The organism is Thermophagus sp. OGC60D27 (assembly GCF_052400625.1).
In the GTDB taxonomy this organism is placed as follows: Bacteria; Bacteroidota; Bacteroidia; order Bacteroidales; family Marinilabiliaceae; genus Thermophagus.
Window position 1 is genome coordinate 548,598 of sequence record NZ_JBQTGH010000002.1, and the last position, 22,744, is coordinate 571,341.

Below are 22,744 nucleotides of genomic sequence, written 5' to 3' on the forward strand. Positions count from 1 at the left end.
TGAAGAATATGGTGTAGAAATTTTATTGATTGAAAAACGAGGAAAGATGTCGATTGTAGTATCAGGAGTAACTAAAAATTACGGGAATCAAAAGGCACTGGATAATGTTAGCTTTGAGGTACCCGACGGACAGATCGTCGGTTTTCTGGGGCCTAATGGGGCAGGAAAATCGACAATGATGAAGATTATTACAGGATATTTACCCGTTACATCGGGGACGGTAAGTGTTTGCGGACTTGAAGTAGGGAAAAATAATTCAGAGGTGCGAAAAAAGATCGGATATCTTCCGGAACATAATCCTTTGTATGTGGATATGTATATTATGGAGTACCTCATGTTTGTGGCAGATATCTATAAGTTGAGCGAGAAGAAGAAACGAGTGGAAGAGATTATTGAACTTACCGGTCTTACTGCCGAACGTCAAAAAAAAATTGGCTCTCTTTCTAAAGGGTATCGCCAGCGGGTAGGATTGGCGCAGGCGCTGCTGCCCGATCCGGATGTGTTGATTTTGGATGAACCTACTACCGGTCTTGACCCCAACCAGATTGTAGAGGTGAGGAACCTTATCCGCCATTTGGGAAAAGAAAAAACGGTTCTTCTCTCAACACATATCATGCAAGAGGTTCAGGCCATTTGCGAAAGGGTCATTATCATAAATCGAGGGCAGTTGGTGGCGAATGAGGAAGCATCTGACCTGGAACAGAGGTTAAAGCATAACCAACAGAAAGTGTTTGTGGAATACGACCGGGAAGTAGCACCCGAAAAGATTAATGCCATTGCCGGAGTTGTGTCGGTTTATCCCAGAGGGAACGGATGGTTGGTAACCGCCAAAGCCAATCAGGATGTGCGTCCGGCGCTTTTTAAGCTGGCTGTGGATAATGACCTGATCATGTTGACACTAAACGTGGAGCATGAATCTCTGGAGGAGGTGTTTCATTCTCTTACGTCATGATGCGAAATAGGAAAGATCTGTTCTTTTAAAATGCCGGCGGGAAAACATACGGAATGGTAGTCTATTTCTCCTGACCGGAATGGGTCCTTCCTTTGTCTTTCTAGGCAGAGATCAGGGAGCCAATCTTCTAACAATCCAACCGTCTTGGGTGAGAGAATATTCAAAACGGTCGTGCATCCTGTTGGCGCCTCCCTGCCAAAATTCTATTCGATGGGGAGTAAACAGGTATCCTCCCCAATGGGGTGGACGGGGAACGGGCTGTCCTTGAAAGCGGGTTTCCAGTTCATTAAACTGTTCTTCCAGTACTTTTCGGTTACTAACCATTTCACTTTGAGGGGATGCCCATGCCCCGATTTGACTTTCACGGGGACGGGTGCTGAAATATTCGTCCGACCGGGTTGCAGGAAGCTTTTCCACAATCCCCTCCATCCTGACCTGTCGTTCCATTAGAGGCCAGAAAAAGAGCACTGAAGCTTTGGGATGGTGCTGAAAATGATTTCCCTTGCGGCTATGGTAGTTGGTGTAAAAAGAAATTCCTCTTTCTGTTATCCCTTTCATCAGAACAATGCGTTGTGAGGGTTGTCCTGATGCATCAACACTGGCCAGTGACATGGCGGTGGGTTCGGTTTGTTCTGATTCCACCGCCTCATTCATCCATTTCATCAACTGTTTCATAGGTAATGGATGCAAATGGTCTCTGTCCAGTGAATATCGGCCGTAATTTTTACGGATATGTTGAAACTTGCTTTGCAAAATCGAAATTAATTAATTGGTTTTGTATTCGAATTTTACCGCCGCCAGCTCTTGGTTGGCCTTTTCAATCTTTTTGGCAAGAGAGGATTTATAGGCAACCATCTTTTGATGAATTTCTTCATTGCCAGTCCCCAGTATTTGAACTGCCAGGATGCCGGCATTTTGTGCACCGTCAAGACCAACAGTGGCTACCGGTATTCCGGGAGGCATCTGAAGAATGGAAAGAATAGAGTCCCATCCATCGATGGAGATAGATGCTTTAATAGGCACGCCAATGACAGGGATCGGTGCGAGGGCGGCAATAACTCCGGGCAAATGGGCGGCTCCCCCGGCCCCGGCAATAATGACCCGAATTCCTCGATCATAAGCTTCGCGGGCAAATTGCATAACCTGATCGGGAGTCCGGTGAGCCGAAAGCGCATTGATTTCAAAAGGGATTTGAAAGTCGTCAAGCACCTTGGCTGCTTTTTCCATCACTGGAAGATCGGAAGTGCTTCCCATAATAATACTCACTAATGGCTTCATTGGTATATTGGTTTTAAGTTAATGGCTTGTGAATTGCACCAATTTAGAATGAGTTCGTTTCCTTTTAAGGGGCTGAGTGAGTTGCTAAAACTCATTCTTAAAGGTCGGGACAATGGTCTGTGATCAAAGGTGAAATTATTTATTACCTTACAAAACTACGAACATTAACATTAATTACCCTGATCTGTTCAAATTTTTATACTTTTGCATCTTTTCAATGCGGCTTATATTAACGTTGCAGAAACAACATGGCGGTTAGGAATGAAGGGATTGGGACTGATAGACGCTACTAATGCAAAGGTTGTTGTAGCTCGTTTGAAATGTTGAAGTGTTATATTTGGTGGCGGGATGAGACTGAGAGAAATGGCAACAAGCCATTTTAGAATAAATTGAAATTGTGAAAATTCCCAAGTTATGGGAGCCGGTCGCCCACATGAATTCCATTTTTCCACTAAGTATGACAAGCTTTAAAAGAAATTGAGTATTTTATAATAGAGTATTAAGAGGCTTTCACCAGTAAATTGAAGCCTAATGAGCGGATCATTAATTTTGAAATTAAATAACACCTAATGAAGCGTATCCAACTGTTAGATAAAGAGTTTGTCCTTTCTATCCCTGCCAGTGACATCAAAAAAGCAATTTGGGAAATGGCCATGAAAATCAATCAGGATCTTCATGATAAAAACCCATTGATGATATGTATCCTTAACGGGTCTTTCATGTTTTCTGCCGATTTGATGAAACTTATTGAATTTCCATGTGAAATCAGCTTTGTAAAGCTCTCTTCCTATCAGGGAATGGGAAGTACCGGAGAGGTTAAACATCTCATTGGTCTTAATGAGAAGGTTGAAGGTCGTACGGTTGTTCTGCTGGAAGATATTGTTGACACGGGTGTGACCATTGAAAATCTGGTGGGACAGCTTGAAAGTCAGAATCCGGCAGATGTGAGAATTGCCACTCTCTTATTTAAGCCGGAAGCATGTACCCGAGATATAAAACTGGACTATGTAGGGATGGAAATCCCCAACGATTTTATTGTTGGATATGGTCTTGACTATGACGGTTATGGCCGTAACTTACCCGATATTTATACTGTTGTAAAATAAAAATATATCGATTACCATGTTAAATGTTGTGATTTTCGGACCTCCGGGTTCAGGAAAAGGAACGCAAAGTGAAAAGATCATCGCAAAATATGGGTTTGCCCACATCTCAACAGGTGATATTTTGCGTCAGGAGATTAAAGAACAGACGGAACTTGGAAAACAAGCCAAAGCCTTTATTGATAAAGGAGAGCTGGTGCCAGATGCGACCATTATAGATATGCTTGAGAAAAAGCTGGAATCATTGACCACTGCTCAGGGAGTCATCTTTGACGGATTCCCGCGCACTGTGGATCAGGCCGGCGCATTGAAAAAAATGCTTCGAAAAAGAGGTGAGGATGTAAATGTAATGCTCAATCTGGAGGTACAGAGAGAAGAGCTTATTCAGCGCTTGCTTAAACGAGGAGAGGTGTCCGGACGTTCCGATGATAATCTGGAGACCATAGAAAAACGTATTCGTGTTTACGAAGAACAGACAGCTCCGGTCATTGAGTTTTACAAGGCTGAGGGGAGCTACCATGCCATACTTGGCGAGGGAGCTATTGACGATATCTTTGGACGGATTAGCAGCGCCATCGAAAATGCCCAATAAATAAAACAAGAATAACATGTCGGGATCGAACTTTGTTGACTATGTAAAGATATTCTGCCGTTCCGGGAAAGGCGGGGCAGGGTCGCGACATTTGCGGCGCGAGAAGTTCGTGGCCAAAGGAGGTCCCGACGGAGGTGACGGAGGCCGCGGCGGACATATTATCCTGCGCGGCAACCGAAACACCTGGACGTTGCTTCACCTGAAATACCAACGACATGTTTTTGCCGGGCATGGTGAGTCGGGAGGTAAACAAACCTCTACGGGTGCCAATGGTAAAGATGTGTACATTGAGGTTCCGCCCGGCACAGTAGCCAAAGATGGTGAAACCGGTGAAGTGCTGTTCGAAATCACGCAGGATAAGGAAGAACGCATATTGGTGCAAGGGGGTAGAGGTGGCTTGGGAAATGCTCATTTTAAAACAGCCACCAATCAAACACCCCGTTATGCTCAGCCCGGAGAACCGGGGATAGAAAGAACTGTTATTCTGGAATTAAAAGTGCTGGCCGATGTCGGTCTGGTAGGTTTTCCTAATGCAGGCAAGTCAACTCTTTTGTCGGTGGTCAGTGCTGCCAAACCGGAAATTGCCAATTATCCTTTTACCACTCTGGTCCCCAATTTGGGAATTGTAAAATATCGCGATCATCGTTCCTTTGTTATGGCTGATATCCCGGGGATTATTGAAGGAGCGCATGAAGGGAAAGGGTTGGGCCTGCGTTTTCTGCGACATATTGAACGAAATTCGGTACTCTTGTTTATGGTGCCGGCCGATAGTGATGATATTCATCAGGAGTATAAAGTCCTTCTCAATGAACTGCGACAATATAACCCCGAACTGCTTGACAAGAAACGTTTACTTGCCATCACCAAATCCGATTTGATTGATGATGAACTGCAGGCCGAAATAGAGGAGGATTTGCCGGAAATCCCGAGGGTTTTTGTTTCTTCTGTTACTCAAAAAGGTCTTTCAGAGCTTAAAGATATGCTCTGGAGAGAACTGGAACATTGATATTTGTGATTGGTCATTAGTGAATCGTTGAGAGTGGATTAGGAAGAATACCAAAGGTGTTTTTACTTTCCTGTTTTCAAAAGGTTAGTCCTATAAGAGAATCTATAAAACTTAGCGATGCGAATTCCATTCGGCCAATAGCTTAAATGAAATTTGCGAATGAAACGAGCATGGCAACAATTGCCGCAAGAAGACCATGCATAAAAGGCTGTGCCATGCTGATTCCATTCGATCAATAGTTTAGGTATTTCAATCAGGCTTCTTCCTGACGACGTCTTTTTTCGAGTTCTGTCATTATTTCTTTCATTTTGGTGTCGCTTAGTTGATAAAAAATCATAATCACCCCAGAAATTAGGGCTGCAATTGCCGGGAAGAAACTAATCATATATCTGATTCCTATTAAGGTTTCGGGTGTTTGTTCCATATTGGCCCTAAATCCAAAAAAGGCCAGGAGCCACATGGTAACCGCACCGCCCAAGGTCCAACCTAGTTTTTGCGACATGCTGGAGGCTGAAAAGATCAGTCCGGTGGCTCTACGCCCGGTCTTGTATTGTGAGTAGTCAGCCGCATCAGCATACATTGACCACATTAATGGGAAAATGATGCCAGCACAAAAGCTGATCAATGCCTGAAGAAGATAGATTAAAAGATAGTTTTCGCGATTACAGAAATAAAACAAAGCACTGAAGAAGGCCGCCATAAACATGGCATAAATAAAAGTTCTTTTTTTCCCGATGCTTGCCGAAACCGGTTTGGCCATCATTACTCCTATCATATTGGCTGCCTGGCCCAGAAAAAAGTATAGTGTGCTATAGGTAAAGGTTGCTGATGAGATGGATAGGGCCGTTTCATCGATAATATAGTACTTGAAGTAGTACATGGCCACTCCGTCGCGGACAGAATTAAAAATCAAAGTCATTACTCCTGCGCCCAGAACGATAAACCATGGAATATTACCAAAAAGGTTTTTTAGGTCTTCTTTTAGGCTGTTTTTCTGGTTTTTGGGAGGGGTTATTCGCTCTCTGGTCCAGGAAAAAGTCATTAGAAAGAAAATTACAGCAATAAGGCCGATAATGGTCATGGTAAGTTGATAGGCAACTTCGGTATTGACGTTAATGGTTTTGTCGAAGAAGTCGACCAACGGTTGATAGATGGCAACCACCAGAAGACTACCGGCAAATGCGAAGACCATGCGATAGGAGGCAAAGGTGGTCCGTTGGTCGGGGTCGGCGGTCATGACCCCCAGTAGACTTGCATAAGGGACGTTGATAGCGGTATAAGCCATCATCATGAGGGTATAGGTAATATAAGCATAGGCAATCTTACCGTTTACACTGAAATCAGGGGCTGAAAATAAGAGAACCCCGATAAGGGCAAAAGGTGCGGCCATCCAGAGAAGCCAGGGACGGAACTTGCCCCAACGGGTATTGGTACGATCTCCAATAATACCCATGATGGGGTCGTTGGCAGTATCCCATATACGAGTGACCAGAAACATTGTGCCTACTGCGGCAGCGGGGATTCCGAAAACATCGGTGTAAAAGATGGCCAAATAAAAAGTAAATATTTTCCAATACATGGATGAGGCAGCATCACCAAAGCCGTACCCGATTTTTTCTCTCAATCTGATGATAGAAGGGTTCATATTTTATAAATCTTTTGAATCTTACTTGCTTAAATTGACAGCGATGGGGTCCGATGCATAAATGCGTCTTAATCGCTGAATACTCTCTATTAACGATCTGGTATTATGATAGGGACATTTCCAAAATCCCGCCTTTATTTCGGAAGGGATTGCAAGACCTCTATCGTTGATTAACTCATGCCATTCACCCTGTTCATGGTCAATCACATTCTGTTGGATGTATTGCCATATTTTCAGAAAAAGGTTAAAATAATCTTGAATTTCGGAGTGTTCAAAAGCATCCAGCAGTCCAACCATCGCCTCGGCCTGTACCCACCAATGGCGCTCTCTGATCCATTGGTTATCTTGGGGGATATATTCATAATAGATTGAAAAATCAGAGGCTAAACCTTCTCTTACAACTGCATTCACCATTTGTAATGTTTTCTGACGGGATTCGGCCATTAGTTCTTTATTCCCTATCAATTTTGCTGCCTCATTTATGAGCCAAGCGCCTTCAATATCGTGTCCGAAAGAAACAATGTTGGACTCTACCTTCCAGTCATGGTTGAAAAACAGATTAAAATGACAGGATTGGTGATCTAATATCTTGTCGAGAAATATTCTTACCAGATCTGTCATTTTATTTTTTAATTCAATGGTGGGCCAAACCTTGAATAGGTTGGAATAAGGCTCCAAAAGGTGGAGATGGGTATTCATACTTTTAGGGGAATTGGCATCTTTTGAGCTTAATCTCATATCTTTCAACGGTTCCCATTCGCGCGAAAGTGCTTCCAGATATCCACCATATTGGGGGTCAAAACTGTATTTTTCAATTAAATCGAACAACTGGATGGCCATATCCAGACTTTCACGTTGGCCGGAAGCTTTAAAATATTCAGAAAAAGCATAGATGCCAAACCCTTGGCCATAAATCTGTTTGCGGGGATGAACCACTTGGCCTTTGAAATCAACGGACCAAAACAGACCACCATGTTTTTTGTCCAAAAAATGATGGATCAGGTAATCGTACGCACGATGTGCCAGCTCCAGATAATGGCGATCACCCAAGAAATTGTAAGCAGCTGAAAAGGTCCATAGAATACGGGCATTCAAAACCAGACTTTTATCAGTGCCTTCCACCATGTTCCCATTGGCATCCACTGTTCCTGCAAAGCCTCCAAAGTGATGGTCGATTGTGTGGGTTTGCCAGAAATGAAGAATGTTTTTTAACTCCTCGTTAAGCTCGTTGAGTAATTGTTCTTTTTCTACCATCATAGTTACTTGCTTTGGGATTTTAAAAAGGCCTTATTTCTGTCTATCAGGTTGTTGATGGTTTCAACAGAACCGGCACTGTGATATTTGTCCTGAGGGGTGTGGATGCAATAATCGACCAGTTGATCGATGGTAGAAGTAGCCACATGTAGCCGCGTATCGGACGAGGCATAATAGATGAAAACTGTTCCATCTTCATCGGCAATCCATCCGCTGGAAAAAAGAACGTTAGAAACGTCGCCGATACGTTCTTCTTTGAGGGGGCTCATAAAATGTCCTGCAGGTTTGTGCGTGACGATCCAAGGTTTTTCCAAATCGGTCATAAAGAGGTAAAGGGTATATCTCAACCCGGCGGCTGTATATCGGACACCATGAGCCAGTTGAAGCCATCCTTTATCAGTTTTGAGGGGAGCCGGTCCTAAACCGTTTTTCATTTCATATATTGTGTGATACCGTTTGGGGTCAACAATAATCTCTTCTTTAATGGCAGCCTGTTCAATGTTGTCGGCCAATCCAAAGCCAATGCCGCCGCCCTTCCCGGTGTCAATAAAGCCATCCTGAGGCCGGGTATAAAAGGCATATTTGCCATCGATTTTGTGAGGGAATAATACCACGTTACGTTGCTGACCACTGGTTGAGATGAGGTCGGGGAGACGTTCCCATGTAACCAGATCGAGGGTTCTGGCAATACCGGCCGATGCCACCGCACTGCTTGTGTCGCCTTCCGGTGCGTTGGGGTCTTTTCGCTCAGTGCAAAATACACCGTAAATAAATCCGTCATCATGACGGGTAAGACGCATGTCGTAAACGTTTATGTCCGGATCTTCATTTTGAGGTAAGGTGATGGGGCGATCCCAAAAGCGGAAATTATCAATGCCATTGGGACTTTCGGCTATGGCAAAAAATGATTTGCGGTCGTTTCCCTCAACTCTTACTGCCAGTAGGTACTTATCTTTCCATTTGATGGCGCCGGCATTAAAGGTCGCATTGAACCCGATGCGTTCCATAAAAAAGGGATTGGTGTCGGGGTTCATATCAAATCGCCAGTGAAGGGGGATGTGATCTCTGGTCAGCACCGGATATTTATATCGATTGTATATGCCATTGGTACTAAACAAGGGTTCATTTGATCTGGCAAGAAGTTTTCCAAGTTCCAGTGATATTGTCTCAAATCGTTCATTAAACAGTTTATTCTTCACAGCCATACAATTTGTAGATGGATATATGATTAGATGTTAGAAATAAGATTATAAGGGGTTCGAGAAGGATATTTGCAGCACGAGTGCCGCTGTTTTTTCATATTGATTAAAATACTTGATCAAATCTTTTCTGTTTTTCCACCAGGCGTAATGAGGTTAATCAAGGTTGTTTTTTTGTTTAAATTGATTCCAATCCTTCAGTAACCATACCTTTTCATTGCGAACAAATGCTTTGAAATCGGTGGCGGAAGGGTGTTCCGGGTAAGTGCTAAAAAAGTGGGTGGTGTCGGCATTTCTCCAAAGCATTACGTAGGCTATTTTACCGGCTTCTTTTCCGGAAAAGATTGATCTCCCAAGTTTTTGTGTGAACCACTTCAAATCGGTCATTTTATCCAGGCCGGATTCGGTAAATGCAGCCACTTTGCCGGTTTTTTCGGCGTATCTGACCACAATTTCAAGTTTGTGACTGGCGGCTTCGATATTTTCCGTGCCGACACGAAAATCTCCGTAATTATCCACGCCGATAATGTCCACCACATCGTTTCCGGGATACCAGGTCAGGTATTCTTCTTCTGTGTTGAAGCGGTTGTCTGGTGAGTAGGCCGATAGGAAATCAAGTCCTTTTTGGTTGCGTAGGTATTCTATGGTAAATCGGAACAGTTGTTTAAACTCTTCGGGCGAACACAAAGAACTTCCCCACCAGAACCAGTCACCATCCATTTCGTGCCATGGGCGGAAAATGAAAGGAACGGGAATGCCTTCGTTGGTTTGAAGTGAGGCCAGAAAGTCGGCGACCCTATCAAGATATTGTTTAAAAATTTGATGATGACTGCCACCGGGAAGAATATGCTTTACAACTTCGGTATCGGTGGTCCATGCATTTTTTGTGGAGTCGAGCGGGCTGAAAGGGTGCCAGCTGAAGGTTAGGACACCTCCCATATTATAACCTTTAACAGCGAGATGCCGCATTAAATGGAAAGGTATGCTATCCAAATTTACAGGCCTGTCAAGTTCTATTCCTCCCAGCTCCCATCCAAAGAGAGCCGGATAATCACCGGCCGTTTCGTAAGTGTCGGACCGTCCTTCTTCATATTTCCAGCCAATGCCATAGGCCAGATCGTCCTGATGCCCAAATAGGACACCATTGTTGCCAATGGATTTTAATTGTTCATATAAAGTGGCTGCAGCGTGTTTTTTTGCTTCGGAAGATTTTCCGGCACCACAGGCAAGCATTAAGCTCCCGGTCAATAATGTAATGATAATTCTTTTCATCCGTATAAAATTTATCTAAGATGTTGCTCTAAAGAAATTCACATGACACAGTCTCATTCAATTTCTTTTATAATAAGCCTACATTGTCATGCTCGTGTCATCTATTTTTTCATCCGTATAAAATTAATTTAACTCATTGGCCGAATGGAACTCGCATGACCTCAGCTTATACATGTTCTTGTTGTGACGACTCTACGTTGTCATGCTCGTTTCATTTATATTCCCTTAGAATAACTTGCCAATAAATATTTCTGCCAGCTAAAATGATCACAGATCCAAACTGGAGTGAATATGTGATATTGATCGGTCTATTCCGTTTTAATCAATAGATAAAAAGGATTTGATCTTTATTTCAATGGGGTTAGTCTCAGCATAATAACATCATGTGGAGGCACCGTCGCATTGAACGCCTTTTTTGTTTTGCCAATATTTTTTTTAGTCCATAGATTACGTATGCTATAGGGTTTTTCATTAAATGCGGTTTCGAAACCAAAGATTTCATCCACTACATTCTCCTTTTTCCATTCAAATTCTATCACTGCCGGTTGATCCCTTCTGTTAAGGAAGCAAACGGCCCATTCATCATGGCTTAATGGTTTGAACCAGACTTCCAGACTGTCAAGGTTATTATATTTGAACCCCTGAATTCCAAGAGAATCTTGATTTACTGCAATAACTTCCTGATTGGTTAGAATTTCTATGGTCTCTTTCGACATATTTCTCAGATCGTTACCGGCAATTAGCGGTGCCGCCAACATGGCCCACATGGAAAAGTGCGCACGATCTTCATTTACCGACAAACCGTTACCTACTTCCAGCATATCCGGATCGTTCCAATGTCCCGGTCCGGCATATTGGCGTAATCCATCCTGCATGTCCAGAATTTTCATGACACCCCAGGAGTACCATCCGCCGTGGTCATGTTTACAATCCCAGCAAACAAAGATATCTCCTGTGGTTCGCCACATGTGGGCAATGTCATTGGCCCACTTCCATGGTTTGCTGGTGCCCCATTCACACATACTGAAAAGAACGGGGCGACCTGCTTTGTAAAGAGCATCTCTCATGGTAGAATAAGCCCCGATGGGATTGATGTTTTCCGTATTGCACCAGTCATACTTTAAGTAATCAATACCCCATTGGGCATACTGAAGCGCATCCTGATATTCGAAACCCCTACTACCCGGATATCCGGCACATGTTTTTGTCCCTGCATCGGAGTATATACCCAGTTTCAATCCTTTACGATGAACGTAGTCGGCAAGTGCTTTCATCCCGTTTGGGAATTTGGAGGAATCGGGATAAATGAACCCCTGGCTGTCGCGACCTCCATGCCAGCAGTCGTCTATCACTATATATTCATAGCCGGCATCTTTCATGCCGCTTTCTACCATGGCATCTGCAATGCTACGAATCAATGCTTCGTTCACCTGGCAGCCAAATTTATTCCAGCTATTCCAGCCCATCGGAGGAGTAAGTGCCAACTCCTCAAATTTTTGGGCTTGAATGAAGAATCCGGATAGAAAGATTAGGATTCCAAGTTTGCTCGTTTTTGAAATCATATTGCAGAAATTTTATTAAAAAGACGGAACCTTCGAAATGACGGTCCACTAAATACAGGACTTTTATTTTTTGTCACAAGTACGATTTTTCCATTTGTTTATATTATTTATCGGTTTCGCGTTTTTTCGAGGGAATTCCTTGTTATTTTGGGCGAAGCGACAGAGAAATTTTTCTGACTGTCATACCTCGATCCAAAAGGTGTAAGATTCAGGACATGAACTATAGCCAATACTGTTTTATCCCTTTACTGTTATTTTAAGTTAGGCATTTCATCTCTGGAAATTACAGCATCATGATTGAAAGCATTTTGCCACCATGCGATATCGGCAAATTCATGATCCGTCTCGTTAAATTTTGCACCATTGGGATCATTGGTCCGCTCATAATCGTACCATGGCATAAACCATGACCATTTGGCCATAGCTGCCCATTGGTCAGAGATGTCCGGTACGCCTCCCATTTCACTTAACGTTATGATTTTATTGGGGAAAGCGGTTTGAATGGATTCAAATTGTGAGGTTATAAACGAAGCATCAGATTCATTGTAAATATCTCTGCCGATGATATCTACATAGTCATCGCCGGGATAAAAAGCCTCATCGTTGGTTTGTGTAGTCCAAACCCAGATGAGATTGTTCAATCCCTGCTCTTCAAAGAACTCAAACATATAGATCCATAAGTTTTTAAAAGCCTCTGCGCCGTCATATCCCCACCAAAACCAGGCAGTACCGCCATCATATTCATAAATATTTCCGGACGCTTCATGAAGAGGGCGCCAGATTATCGGTATGTTCTTGTCTCTGAGAAGTTTTAAGTACCCGGCAATTTTGTTTAGGTCGGCTTTTACCACATCGTTTTCCCATGTTCCATTAACAGTGGCATTGGCTGCACGGAAAGACGTTTCGGCGGAACGATAGGTATATTCCGTGGCACCTTCAGTTTTGGGTACCAACCAGTGCCAGCAGGCACCTACCAGACCATTGTTTTGCCACCACTCTTCCACGACAGTCGTGTTGGAGTAATCAATCCAATTGGCTGGTGAATAAGGTAAATGGATATAATCAAAGTTGGCCATGGCGGGATATTTCCCTGTGTGTAATCTTACCCATTCTGCTTCATTAATGTTCCAATTCACGTTGGCCATAGTGGAAGAAATAAGGGATATCCCATAACTTGCTTTAAGGAAATTGTAAACATTTTGGGCTTCGGGAGAAGGGCTCGTGACAGAAAGTGTCGGGGTTATCGTCACTTCTTGTTTTTCACCCGTTACAAATGAAATGACGATTTCCTCACTATTGACCCCTCCATTGACTGTTTTAATCGCTAGTGGTTGAATGAGAAGCTGATATTCAGTTTCAGGCGTTAGTGAATTCACCTCGATGGTTAACGTGTTGCCATCCACGCTGGCATTGGAGACGCCTTCTTCGTTCAACAAAATTCTCGAAGCTTTAATTAGGAGTATGTCACGATCAAAATACAGTTTAAGAAATTGTAGTTTGTAATCCACATCTTTTTCCTGATCTGAAGGGATAGATGAGGTTAATGCTGGAGCTTCTGTTGTGTCTTTATCAACGTTTTCATTGTTATCCTCTCCGCACCCGGACAAAAAGAATAATAAAAATGTGCAAAAAATCAGAACCCACTTTACCATAAGAAGAATTTTTGTTTAAGCTGTTGTTCCCACAGTATTTTAATACTTGTGAAAGGTGGGGGAATCGCATTGTTGAGCTTGTATCCACTTTCCCTGATGCCAATAGGACAAGGTTTGGTGCATTTGAAAATTACGAAGTTCTTATTATATGCTCAAAAAGCATTTTAGTATGTAAGTTCCGATTGGCATGTCCGTCGGACAGCCAACCGGTAACCAATTGTATCATCTTGTTGATTTTTTCGGAGGTTTAATGCCGTTATCCTGTAACAACTGGGTAGCACCACCGGCATGGCGATACTTATTCCGTTTTTTCGGTTTCTTCCCGATATTCCTTTAATACTTACGGACCAGCCTGATTACGGCACAGGCATTCTATTTAAGGTCGAACCTTAGATTGTCAAAGGAAACACCGGCCGGGACAGGACCTCCGAATAAACCATTGGTGCCGGAAGACATATCTAGTGTGCCCGTAAGGCCAAATATATCAACAGGTATTGAAATGGTCATCCATTGCCCACCGGTAGAAGCTGGTAGTAACCCTTCCCCATACCAGTTCCATTGATCGCCAAAGATAAACTGGAAAGCGCCATTTTCAGCACCGGTCACTCCATCTTCGATTTTTACATCCAGTTTCAATACATAATTTTCAATGTTGTTGATAACAGGGGCGGGGGCACCATTGCTCTGATGATTACAGTTGATAATCCATGAATCAGCACCCAGATTGTCGGTGACTCGCAGGTAACTGTTTCCATCTTCTTCCACTATTTCGGTATTGCCGCTCCAACTGAGGTCCCAGCTTGCATCATGTTCCCCATGGGGTTCATAGTCATTAACAATAATAGTTGAAGGAAGGATTGGATCCGGACCACTGTTGATAACATCCAGAGATACTGTTACGATGCCGTCATCAGAAGTTAATTTTAGATCGAGAATCCCAATGGATACGTTTGAGGGAATAACCAGAAACAGCGTTTCACCACTGCTACTTACTGCGTATTCGCAGGCAGTATTCCCCAATGTTATGCCTGTTAGGGTTACAAAATTTCTTCCTTCAATAGTAAGGGTTGATCCCGGTTCTGTGGAAGCGTCCATTTTGGTTATATAGGCTAATGTTGTTTCTGTGACATCGATGGAAGCGACCGGAAAAGAGGTTCCGTTAATATTTGTAAATGAGATATCCAATCCCATGCCGAATAAATCATAGGGAACCATCACTTCAATGGCTGATTCGGATTGGGAAAGAATATTGACACTTTCATTCCCAATCGCAACGTCAGAAACCAGATCCAGATGCGTTCCATTTATTAGCAGCATATTTCCGGAAACGATAGTCGTTGGATTCAATGAAACAACTTCCGGTTTAACAAAGGTAACTGCTTCCGTTTCGATTGTTTTTGCGGTACTCAGGTGAATGGTTATTGGTCCGTCAACCACCTCATCCGGAACTTTAACTGTAATGCTTTCCAGATCTTCTGAAACATAGGTGAATTCAGAAACAGGTTCTGCGCCAAAAAATTCCACAGAAGTTACGATTTCCAAATCGTTTCCTTTAATGATTACATTTAATCCTGATTTAAATATGGTTTCAGGCTCAACGGAAGTAATAATAGGTAAGGTGGTGGTAATACTTTCTGAGCTCTCAATGGTAATCGATGAATAGGAAATTACAGAGACGGTCCCATCCTGAATTTCTAAAGGGGTTGGTATAGTTACTTTATCCTGTAGAATATCCACAAAATCATCGACAGAGACAGAAGCACCTCCTGAAAAAACAACTGTTTGTACCAAATCAAGGTTTTCTCCTTCAATTTCCAGATTTTTTCCGGCCTTTATTTCACTATGTACAAATCTGCTGATTGTAGGCAGCGCTACTGACAATTCATCATCGGAATATAATTGATTTCCTTCTGCATCCTGAACAATGATTTTTCCCGATCTGGCTTCCTGAGGAAGAGATAATACAATTTCTTCCCTGGATTGAGATATAAAAGAGGCCGAATCAACTACCACATCCATTGGAAAAATGACAGAAACAATGTTGTTGAGATAATCTCCTTTTATGGAAATTTCTTCTCCCGGCCTGACAGTTCGGTCAGCGGGTGAGACCGAAGTTATTTCATAAGGTTCGGAAAATCCAAGAAGCGTTTTGGTTGTAATGCTTCCACCATCGTAATTGAGAATGATTTTTCCTACCTCGGCATTCTGAGGTACAGTTATTTTTATCTCAGAAGAACTGATTACTTCAATGTCGGTGATTTCAATGTTATTGGGGATAATAATGGAGTTAATCCGATTCAAATTTGCCCCAATAAAACTAATGTCGCTTCCCCTGAGCACAGGGGTTGGCCCGAAGGCATCAAGTCTGACAACACCTGATTCATCGTTGTCATCACAGGATGATAAAAGTATCCCTGATAAGGCGACCCAGGTGAGTGCAATGATAATTGGGTATAATATTTTTCTTCTCATGAGTCCAAATTTTAATGGTATTGGCAATTAATCCCTAATGTTTTGTTTAAGGTATAGTTATTTAATCAATTTTTACCAGTCGAATATTGTCGATCCAGACTTTCAATCCGAATTCAGTGGTCGTCTCATCGACTGCTCCGAACCACATTAAGTTGAAATCAACCAGATCATTTATACTCCCGATTTTTCGGGTATCGGTAGATTCTTCCTTATCATATTTAAAGTCAGATAATGGTAACGTTACCGTAATCCATCCATCTGTGGTATAATTTGAGGCAACTCCATTTGTTAAATAAGGTTTCCAATGGTATTGCGCATAGTCGCCGTCCACATTATGGTCGCCAAACCACATTAGGAGGGGAGTATCATGCCACTCGAAAGAAATAAATTCAAATTTCAAAGCGTAATCATCTACTTCTCCTTCCGACACAAGTGGTTCACCGGTAGGATTAATATAGAATAGCTGCAATGCATTTGCCGGCCAAGCCCATGATCCGGTGGTTCCTTCAAACTTGAGATAGGTCCCGTCAATTCCATTCTCAGTTCCAAAATCGGACAAGTTCCATCCGTTCCACTCCGTTGGGTTTTCTCCATTGATAAAAATTCCTGTGTCATCCTTGTAAATAAATTCCGATCTTCCTGTTCCAAAATCATTGGTTACGGTAATTGATCCTTTTACCACTCCGGATGGAACTGTGAATATTATGCCCTCAGAGTCAAATTCCAACACATCGGCCTGAATATTTCCGGGGAACACGACGTTTATCGAACCATCTGCTGTGGGGAAAAAATAAGATCCGTATAGTGTTGCAACGCTTCCTTCAGGAGCCCACTCGCAAGAGATGGATGAAATTTGAGGAGAGGGAATACTTATCTCGAAATCATAAACCACCTGATTGCCCGAAGATGTGAGAAAAGTAATGCTGTTGCTTATCTCTTCAGGGATGGTGCTCGGGATCGTGACAATAATAGACTGATCTGTTACATAGACGGGATTAAGTTTGGCTTCAACATCATTAAATATGATGGTTACTACTTGTTCCAGATCACTGCCAATGATGGCAATAGTTTGGCCCATTGAGGCAGATGCGAGCAAAGAATCTGATTTTAGGGCATCAACAGGACGAATGTATTTTATTTTCGGCACCTTATTGTTGTCATCGTTTTCGCAGGAAACACAGACAATGACGGATATAAATGCAAATATGATTATCCTGATAATATTTTTCATGGCAATTCTATTTTATTCGTTATAATAGTTCACTGCGGGTTCTAGCAATATGGGCGCTTTGGTTGTTACCTCAGCTGGCAAACTCAGATACATAGAAGCATGAGAAAATGAGATATTTTCAACGCGTTCTCCATCCCATTCTCCGTTTTCAGTAGTTTCCCAACCGAATACATAACTGTCGCGTGAATTTTCAAGTTCATATCTTTCTTCGATGCTTACTTCATCCAAATTGTAAGTGTTGTAATCAAACCGGTAAACGCGATCCCGCTCCATGTCATTCAGATATTGCAATGCAGCATCGGGATCCCGATAGTAATATCGTTTTATGTCGTACCATGAAGATCCTTCGAAGGCAAATTCTTTTCTACGTTCTTTAAGCAGGTCTAAATATGAAAGCGGCGCCTCAACTTCATATCCGGCATTTCCTCTTGCCAGCACTTGGTTGATAAATTCAAGAGCTTTAGAATCGGAAGTTTCATTGTTGAGTCCCATGGTGGCCTCTGCATAGAGGAAATATACATCGGACAGTCGAAGGATGTAAACATCATTTGCAGCATCCTGGTTTTGTCCTACTTGTCCTCCATTGTCAGAGGCTTTGCCAATGATATATTTTTTTATATGAGCCAGCATTTCGTTGGGGCTTTCCACCTGAGTTTCCAGATCGTCAGGATCTCTGTAGGAAAACTGATATGTGTATCCACCTTCGTCGACAGCAAGATTGGGATAATAATCGCCGTTGGTCATGTAAACCCATTTCCTTCTGTCATCATTGGGATGTTCTTCATAAAGTTGCTGTAGTGAAATGGTTGGGCCCTTCCCTGCACCCCAAGTCTGGTCTGCAATTCTGGCGCTCCTGCTCCAATTCACATTTCTTGAATTTCCATCTCCATATTCTCCAACCATACATTGGATTGAGAACAAGGATTCGTCACTATTGTCCGCAACAACATCAAACATGGTAGAATAATCGCTGTAGAGTTCCAGCCCTGAATCCTCAATTACCTGGCGGGCATATTCTTTAGCTTTGGTAAAGTATTCAGAGCTAGATTCATAAGCACCTCTCGTGATATACACTTTGGCCAACATACCCAGTGCAGACCATTTGGTGACGCGGCCTGGATCAGGATCTTCTGCGGGCAGAACTGAGGCCGCAAATTCCAAGTCTTCACAAATGAATCGGTAAAGGTTGGATTGGGTGTTTTTATTTACATATATGTCCTGCGGATTATCCGAAGTTATCAGATCAGTTGCATTTTCAATGATAGGGGCTTCACCCCAGTTTTCTGCAATGTAATAATAGGCGACGCCACGCATGAAGTGTGCTTCGCCCAAAGCTTTCTGTATCACATCTTCAGAAATTCCATTGTCTCTTGAAGGTCCGGGCATGTCATTGATTATGGAGTTTGCAAAGGAAACCACACGATAGAGTCCATTCCATCCACTATTATTAAAAGTATTTCCGGCACCTACTGAGTTGTAATAAAACTGTCCTTCTGCGTCATAAGTGTAATACAAATCACCAGCTAATTGATCACCGGTTAGCCACATAAACTGACTTTGAAAGTCCCACCAAGCTTTCCCATAAAGGGATGCCGTATTGGCTCTTACTCTTGCCTCGCTGATATAGTAATTTTCAGCTACCAGGGAATCCTGCGGATCAACTGTGAGAAAGTCCTCACAAGCGAATATGGCCGGTAAAAATCCCAGAAGCAATAATGTCTTTGCTATATTTTTCATGTGTCTGGATTTTAAATTTTGGTAATTACATGGAAATTTGCCTGTAATCTAGTAATCGGTATTTTAAAAACTGTTTTGTGATGCTTTGTTCATTTTTGCTTAGAATCCAATATTGACTCCGAATGTGTATATCCTTGGAGACGGATAGCGTCCCATATCAATATTTTGATATAAAGAAGACTGATTGTAAGCACCTACTTCCGGATCATAACCGGAATAATTGGTCCAGGTATAAATGTTTTGTAGTGTTATATAAACCTTTGCACTTCTAATTCCCATAAAGCCAGTAATATGGGATGGAATGTTATATCCAAGCTTGATGTTTGAAATTCTCAGATAGCTTCCATCTTCAATCCATCGGTCACTCATTCTGTTGTTGCGGTTAAAATCATTTGTTGCAGGCCGTGGAATTGTAGTTTGAGGATTGGTCAGATAAGCATTGCCTTCACTATCCTTTCCGACAATGGCCCTTTGGGTCACTCTTTTAGCCTGATTATCCCAGATTGAAGTCATGGATTCAGTTCTGAATCGGGAAAAATTAAGAATGTCGCTTCCGTATGAACCATTAATTCCAATGGCTAATTCAATGTTTTTATAGCTGAAAGTATTGTTGATGCCGAAGGTGAAGTCAGGGTTGGGATCTCCGATAACGGTTTGGTCCTTGTCATTGACATATCCATCGCCATTTAGGTCTTTGAATTTTATATCGCCTACATAAACCCCTGTTTTTTGGTTGTAAAGATTTACTTTGGGTGTTGACGGGTCTTCCACCTGAACAGGAGCTTCCAGTATGTCCTGTTCACTTGTGAATAAGCGATCTACCTTGTACCCATAGTAAACGCCCATCGACTTGCCAACCATAATGGCTGTGGCCGTTTGGAATTCGCTCCACCAATCTAGATTTCCGAAAATAATCTGACTGTCATCATTCAATTCAACAACCTCATTTTTGTTGACAGAGATGATAAAGTCTGACATCCAGCGGAATGAAGGCCTTTCAAAGTTTACCGTATTTACAGAAATATCAAAACCTTTGTTTCTCGTTTTACCAATATTTACAAAGGGGGCAGCGATTCCGTTGTAAGAATCCTGGTCGCCCAGGTAAGAGGGTATGGAAACCTGCATTAAGAGGTCTTCGCTCTCTTTCTGATAAAGGTCAACAGTCAAACTAATTCTTCCACCCCAGAGCCCCAGGTCAATCCCTGCATTATACTGTTCGGAAGCTTCCCACTTAAGGTTGGGATTAGGAATGTTGGACAATCGATAGGCTGTCCCCATGGGTGTTGACATTGTGTACATGGTTGAGCCATAGCGATAAGTTCCGATATTACTATTCCCAACTTTACCATATCCCAATCTGAGTTTAAGATTGGAGACGACACTTAAATCTTCCATAAACGCTTCCTGAGATACTCGCCATGCCACTGCCGCTGAAGGAAAATACCCCCATTTGTTGTTGGAGCCAAATTTGGAAGAACCATCGGCTCGAAGGGTTCCTGTCACTAAATAGCGTTCATCAAAATTGTAGTTTAATCGTCCGAATACAGAGGCGGTTGTTGCTTCGTCTTTCCAACCGGAATTGGAAACAAAGTCGCCGTCTGTGGTCATTACATAAATATCATCTGTAGAAAAGTTTTGTTTTATCAGTTGGTTGCCGTCCCAGGCACTTTTTGAAGTTTCTGCCCCGGCCATAAGATTGATGCTGTGTTTTTCGGCGAAAGTGTGGGTGTAGGTGAGGAAGTTTTTCCATAACCAAAAAATGGAATGGTCCTCTCTTTGAAGCATTTTATTTAGGTCCGATGAAATCAGTCCAAAATCGTAGGTAGGGATGAAACTCAAATTCTTATTGTTGGAAATATCGTATCCAAATTCTGTTCTAAAGTTTAAATCAGGCAAGATGTCCAAGTCCAGAAATAAATTTCCCATAGTGCGGTTTCTGACCAAGGTGTTATTTTGCATTTTGGCGAGCCAGACGGGATTATACTGAGAGGCGCCATTCACATCATTTGGTCCTGCATAGGTCCCGTCGAAATTGTAAACGGGGATGGATGGCTGCATTGTTAGGGCCTGCATAATTACTCCGTCGGTTCCATCCTGACGAGTTATTATTTCATCTGTATGAGAGAAAGCGATGGTTCCACCCATCGAAATCCAGTCATTAACCTTTCCTTCTGCTTTTAATCTGGTATTGTAACGTTTAAATCCAGATCCAAAGATAATACCGTCTTGATTCAGATATCCACCACTTGCTGCAAACCGAAGGTTATCACTGCCCCCAGATATGGAGATTTGATGCGATTGCATAGGGGCTTCTCTGAATATTTCATCCTGCCAGTCGGTTCCTGTTCCCAGAATGGATGGATCTTTGTAATATTCATCCACTTCAGTGCCTGTAAATTCACTTAATTCATTCTGGTACTGAGCATACTGGCGCAAATTCATCATGTCTAACTTTTTGGCCAGTTTCTGGATAGCGTAATATCCGTTATAGTTTATTTTGACAGACCCCTTTTCTCCTTGCCTAGTGTTTATGATGACGACGCCATTGGCACCAGCCGCGCCGTAAATGGCTGTTGCCGACGCGTCTTTCAATACATCCATTGAGATAATATCTGAAGGGGAAATGGTAGATAGCGGATTCACCTTGTTTTGACCATTAGAGCCGCCGGCCCAGCTGAAACCTCCAATTTCGTCACCATCCCCATTAAAGCGAACTCCATCAATGATGTATAACGGCTCGTTGGAGCTGTTTATCGATGATGCACCCCGAATACGAATAGAGGCAGCTCCTCCGGGGGCACCTGAATTCTGAGTTACCTGAACACCAGCCAGACGCCCTTGCAACATTTGATCGACATTGGATGCTGCAATCTCCTTTAAATCTTCTACCGAAACAGAACTTACCGAACCTGTTACATCACTTTTCCGCATTGTGCCGTAGCCGATAACCACTACTTCATCGATGGCCCTGGTTTGAGGTACCATCTGAATGTTGAGCTCGGTTTGGTTACCTACTTCTATTATTTGATTTTTAAATCCAATAAATGAAAACCTAAGGATATTCTGGTCTTCTTTCAATCTTATGGTGAAATGACCATTCATATCGGTAACCGTCCCTGAGGTTGTACCCTGTATTACTATTGAAACACCCGGTAATGGTGTCCCTGTTTCATCAATAACATTTCCCGTTACGAGCTTTTCTTGCCCAAAAGCAATAAGTTGAAAGGCAAAAAGAAACATCGCTAGAAATAATTGTAGATTCCTTTTCATAAGAAGTATATTAATAATTCAACTAACATATGTGTGCATAATACACTTAAAATATGTATACAAAAATATGCTAATAAATACAATTCGGCTAGTACTATTTTGTCATTTTCTTTTGCTTTTTGATAATTTTTTATTTTATGTGATTTTTTTTTGATGAAGTTGTGTTTTTGTAAAATGAATTAAAAGACTGAAAAAACAGTTTGGTAAAGTGATATGGAAAATGCGTTTTTCAACCGATCAATAGGAATTATTTAATGATATAATTTTAGCAATGTAGTTTTCGATTTCGAATCGAATGTGAAAAAATGTAATGTAAGAACCTTTCTTTAAGTTTGAGTAATGTTTTTTTTATGTTTTGGGTTTAAACCATTAAACTGGACACTTAATGGTTGGCTGTTGGTGTGGTTACGAGTTAAAAGTATTTATCAATTAGTAAAAATCAATCACGAGTGTCCAAAAGATTTTTTATAGAACCTTTTTAAGTTGTTAATATGTAGTTTATTATAAGCAGAAAAGTCA

Annotated in this window: 16 protein-coding genes; 4 read left to right on the top strand and 12 right to left on the bottom strand. The window is 42.1% G+C overall.

The genetic code is table 11. From position 1 onward, the window contains the following. Positions 1-46 precede the first annotated feature (46 nt). Positions 47-952 carry a gliding motility-associated ABC transporter ATP-binding subunit GldA gene (gldA, locus tag ACT29H_RS04415; RefSeq protein WP_444820387.1) on the top strand — a complete coding sequence of 302 codons (906 nt, stop codon included), beginning with the start codon at positions 47-49 and terminating at the stop codon, positions 950-952. A 111-nt stretch (positions 953-1,063) separates the two neighbouring features. On the opposite strand, the gene pdxH is transcribed toward gldA, so the two are convergent. Beyond that, complete coding sequence (pdxH, locus tag ACT29H_RS04420) at positions 1,064-1,705, bottom strand: pyridoxamine 5'-phosphate oxidase (protein ID WP_444820388.1); 642 nt, start codon at positions 1,703-1,705, stop codon at positions 1,064-1,066. A 12-nt stretch (positions 1,706-1,717) separates the two neighbouring features. Then, positions 1,718-2,230, bottom strand: a complete 513-nt coding sequence (gene purE / locus ACT29H_RS04425; protein WP_444820389.1) for a 5-(carboxyamino)imidazole ribonucleotide mutase — start codon at positions 2,228-2,230, stop codon at positions 1,718-1,720. Between the two features lie 569 nt (positions 2,231-2,799). On the opposite strand from purE, the gene hpt reads away from it, so the two are divergent. From hpt to obgE, 3 genes are read left to right on the top strand one after another with little or no spacing between them, the layout of a single operon-like run. Continuing rightward, on the top strand, positions 2,800-3,336 hold the full coding sequence (gene hpt / locus ACT29H_RS04430; RefSeq protein WP_444820390.1) for a hypoxanthine phosphoribosyltransferase: 537 nt from the start codon (positions 2,800-2,802) through the stop codon (positions 3,334-3,336). 16 nt (positions 3,337-3,352) lie between these two features. After that, the gene (locus ACT29H_RS04435) at positions 3,353-3,925 is read left to right on the top strand and encodes an adenylate kinase (RefSeq protein WP_444820391.1); all 573 of its coding nucleotides are present in this window, start codon (positions 3,353-3,355) and stop codon (positions 3,923-3,925) included. 16 nt (positions 3,926-3,941) lie between these two features. Next, positions 3,942-4,931: a GTPase ObgE gene (obgE, locus tag ACT29H_RS04440; protein WP_444820392.1), complete on the top strand. Its 990-nt coding sequence runs from the start codon at positions 3,942-3,944 to the stop codon at positions 4,929-4,931. Positions 4,932-5,184: 253 nt separating this feature from the next. Here obgE and ACT29H_RS04445 read toward each other — a convergent pair whose 3' ends face one another. The 10 genes from ACT29H_RS04445 to ACT29H_RS04490 all read right to left on the bottom strand — a co-directional run bounded on the left by ACT29H_RS04445 (position 5,185) and on the right by ACT29H_RS04490 (position 22,225). Then, positions 5,185-6,576 (bottom strand): MFS transporter, encoded by a 1,392-nt coding sequence (locus ACT29H_RS04445; protein ID WP_444820393.1) that lies wholly within the window; start codon positions 6,574-6,576, stop codon positions 5,185-5,187. A gap of 21 nt (positions 6,577-6,597) precedes the next feature. Continuing rightward, positions 6,598-7,833, bottom strand: coding sequence for an AGE family epimerase/isomerase (locus ACT29H_RS04450; RefSeq protein WP_444820394.1), 1,236 nt, complete (start codon positions 7,831-7,833; stop codon positions 6,598-6,600). Positions 7,834-7,835: 2 nt separating this feature from the next. Beyond that, complete coding sequence (locus tag ACT29H_RS04455) at positions 7,836-9,035, bottom strand: glycoside hydrolase family 130 protein (protein ID WP_444820395.1); 1,200 nt, start codon at positions 9,033-9,035, stop codon at positions 7,836-7,838. A 150-nt stretch (positions 9,036-9,185) separates the two neighbouring features. Then, positions 9,186-10,301, bottom strand: coding sequence for a glycoside hydrolase family 26 protein (locus ACT29H_RS04460; RefSeq protein ID WP_444820396.1), 1,116 nt, complete (start codon positions 10,299-10,301; stop codon positions 9,186-9,188). A 347-nt stretch (positions 10,302-10,648) separates the two neighbouring features. Then, positions 10,649-11,863, bottom strand: a complete 1,215-nt coding sequence (locus ACT29H_RS04465) for a glycoside hydrolase family 27 protein (RefSeq protein WP_444820397.1) — start codon at positions 11,861-11,863, stop codon at positions 10,649-10,651. 251 nt (positions 11,864-12,114) lie between these two features. After that, positions 12,115-13,515 (bottom strand): glycosyl hydrolase, encoded by a 1,401-nt coding sequence (locus ACT29H_RS04470; protein ID WP_444820398.1) that lies wholly within the window; start codon positions 13,513-13,515, stop codon positions 12,115-12,117. 372 nt (positions 13,516-13,887) lie between these two features. Further along, positions 13,888-15,987, bottom strand: coding sequence for a glycan-binding surface protein (locus ACT29H_RS04475; RefSeq protein ID WP_444820399.1), 2,100 nt, complete (start codon positions 15,985-15,987; stop codon positions 13,888-13,890). A 61-nt stretch (positions 15,988-16,048) separates the two neighbouring features. Continuing rightward, positions 16,049-17,218, bottom strand: a complete 1,170-nt coding sequence (locus ACT29H_RS04480) for a glycan-binding surface protein (RefSeq protein WP_444820400.1) — start codon at positions 17,216-17,218, stop codon at positions 16,049-16,051. Positions 17,219-17,230: 12 nt separating this feature from the next. Further along, the gene (locus tag ACT29H_RS04485) at positions 17,231-18,955 is read right to left on the bottom strand and encodes a RagB/SusD family nutrient uptake outer membrane protein (protein WP_444820401.1); all 1,725 of its coding nucleotides are present in this window, start codon (positions 18,953-18,955) and stop codon (positions 17,231-17,233) included. Positions 18,956-19,054: 99 nt separating this feature from the next. Continuing rightward, positions 19,055-22,225: a SusC/RagA family TonB-linked outer membrane protein gene (locus tag ACT29H_RS04490; RefSeq protein ID WP_444820402.1), complete on the bottom strand. Its 3,171-nt coding sequence runs from the start codon at positions 22,223-22,225 to the stop codon at positions 19,055-19,057. Positions 22,226-22,744: the final 519 nt, after the last annotated feature.

Coding starts and splice junctions, on each gene's coding strand:
- gldA (WP_444820387.1), top strand. CDS start 47: ATGTCGATTGTAGTATCAGGAGTAACTAAAAATTACGGGAATCAAAAG.
- purE (WP_444820389.1), bottom strand. CDS start 2,230: ATGAAGCCATTAGTGAGTATTATTATGGGAAGCACTTCCGATCTTCCA.
- hpt (WP_444820390.1), top strand. CDS start 2,800: ATGAAGCGTATCCAACTGTTAGATAAAGAGTTTGTCCTTTCTATCCCT.
- ACT29H_RS04435 (WP_444820391.1), top strand. CDS start 3,353: ATGTTAAATGTTGTGATTTTCGGACCTCCGGGTTCAGGAAAAGGAACG.
- obgE (WP_444820392.1), top strand. CDS start 3,942: ATGTCGGGATCGAACTTTGTTGACTATGTAAAGATATTCTGCCGTTCC.
- ACT29H_RS04445 (WP_444820393.1), bottom strand. CDS start 6,576: ATGAACCCTTCTATCATCAGATTGAGAGAAAAAATCGGGTACGGCTTT.
- ACT29H_RS04450 (WP_444820394.1), bottom strand. CDS start 7,833: ATGATGGTAGAAAAAGAACAATTACTCAACGAGCTTAACGAGGAGTTA.
- ACT29H_RS04455 (WP_444820395.1), bottom strand. CDS start 9,035: ATGGCTGTGAAGAATAAACTGTTTAATGAACGATTTGAGACAATATCA.
- ACT29H_RS04460 (WP_444820396.1), bottom strand. CDS start 10,301: ATGAAAAGAATTATCATTACATTATTGACCGGGAGCTTAATGCTTGCC.
- ACT29H_RS04465 (WP_444820397.1), bottom strand. CDS start 11,863: ATGATTTCAAAAACGAGCAAACTTGGAATCCTAATCTTTCTATCCGGA.
- ACT29H_RS04470 (WP_444820398.1), bottom strand. CDS start 13,515: ATGGTAAAGTGGGTTCTGATTTTTTGCACATTTTTATTATTCTTTTTG.
- ACT29H_RS04475 (WP_444820399.1), bottom strand. CDS start 15,987: ATGAGAAGAAAAATATTATACCCAATTATCATTGCACTCACCTGGGTC.
- ACT29H_RS04480 (WP_444820400.1), bottom strand. CDS start 17,218: ATGAAAAATATTATCAGGATAATCATATTTGCATTTATATCCGTCATT.
- ACT29H_RS04485 (WP_444820401.1), bottom strand. CDS start 18,955: ATGAAAAATATAGCAAAGACATTATTGCTTCTGGGATTTTTACCGGCC.
- ACT29H_RS04490 (WP_444820402.1), bottom strand. CDS start 22,225: ATGAAAAGGAATCTACAATTATTTCTAGCGATGTTTCTTTTTGCCTTT.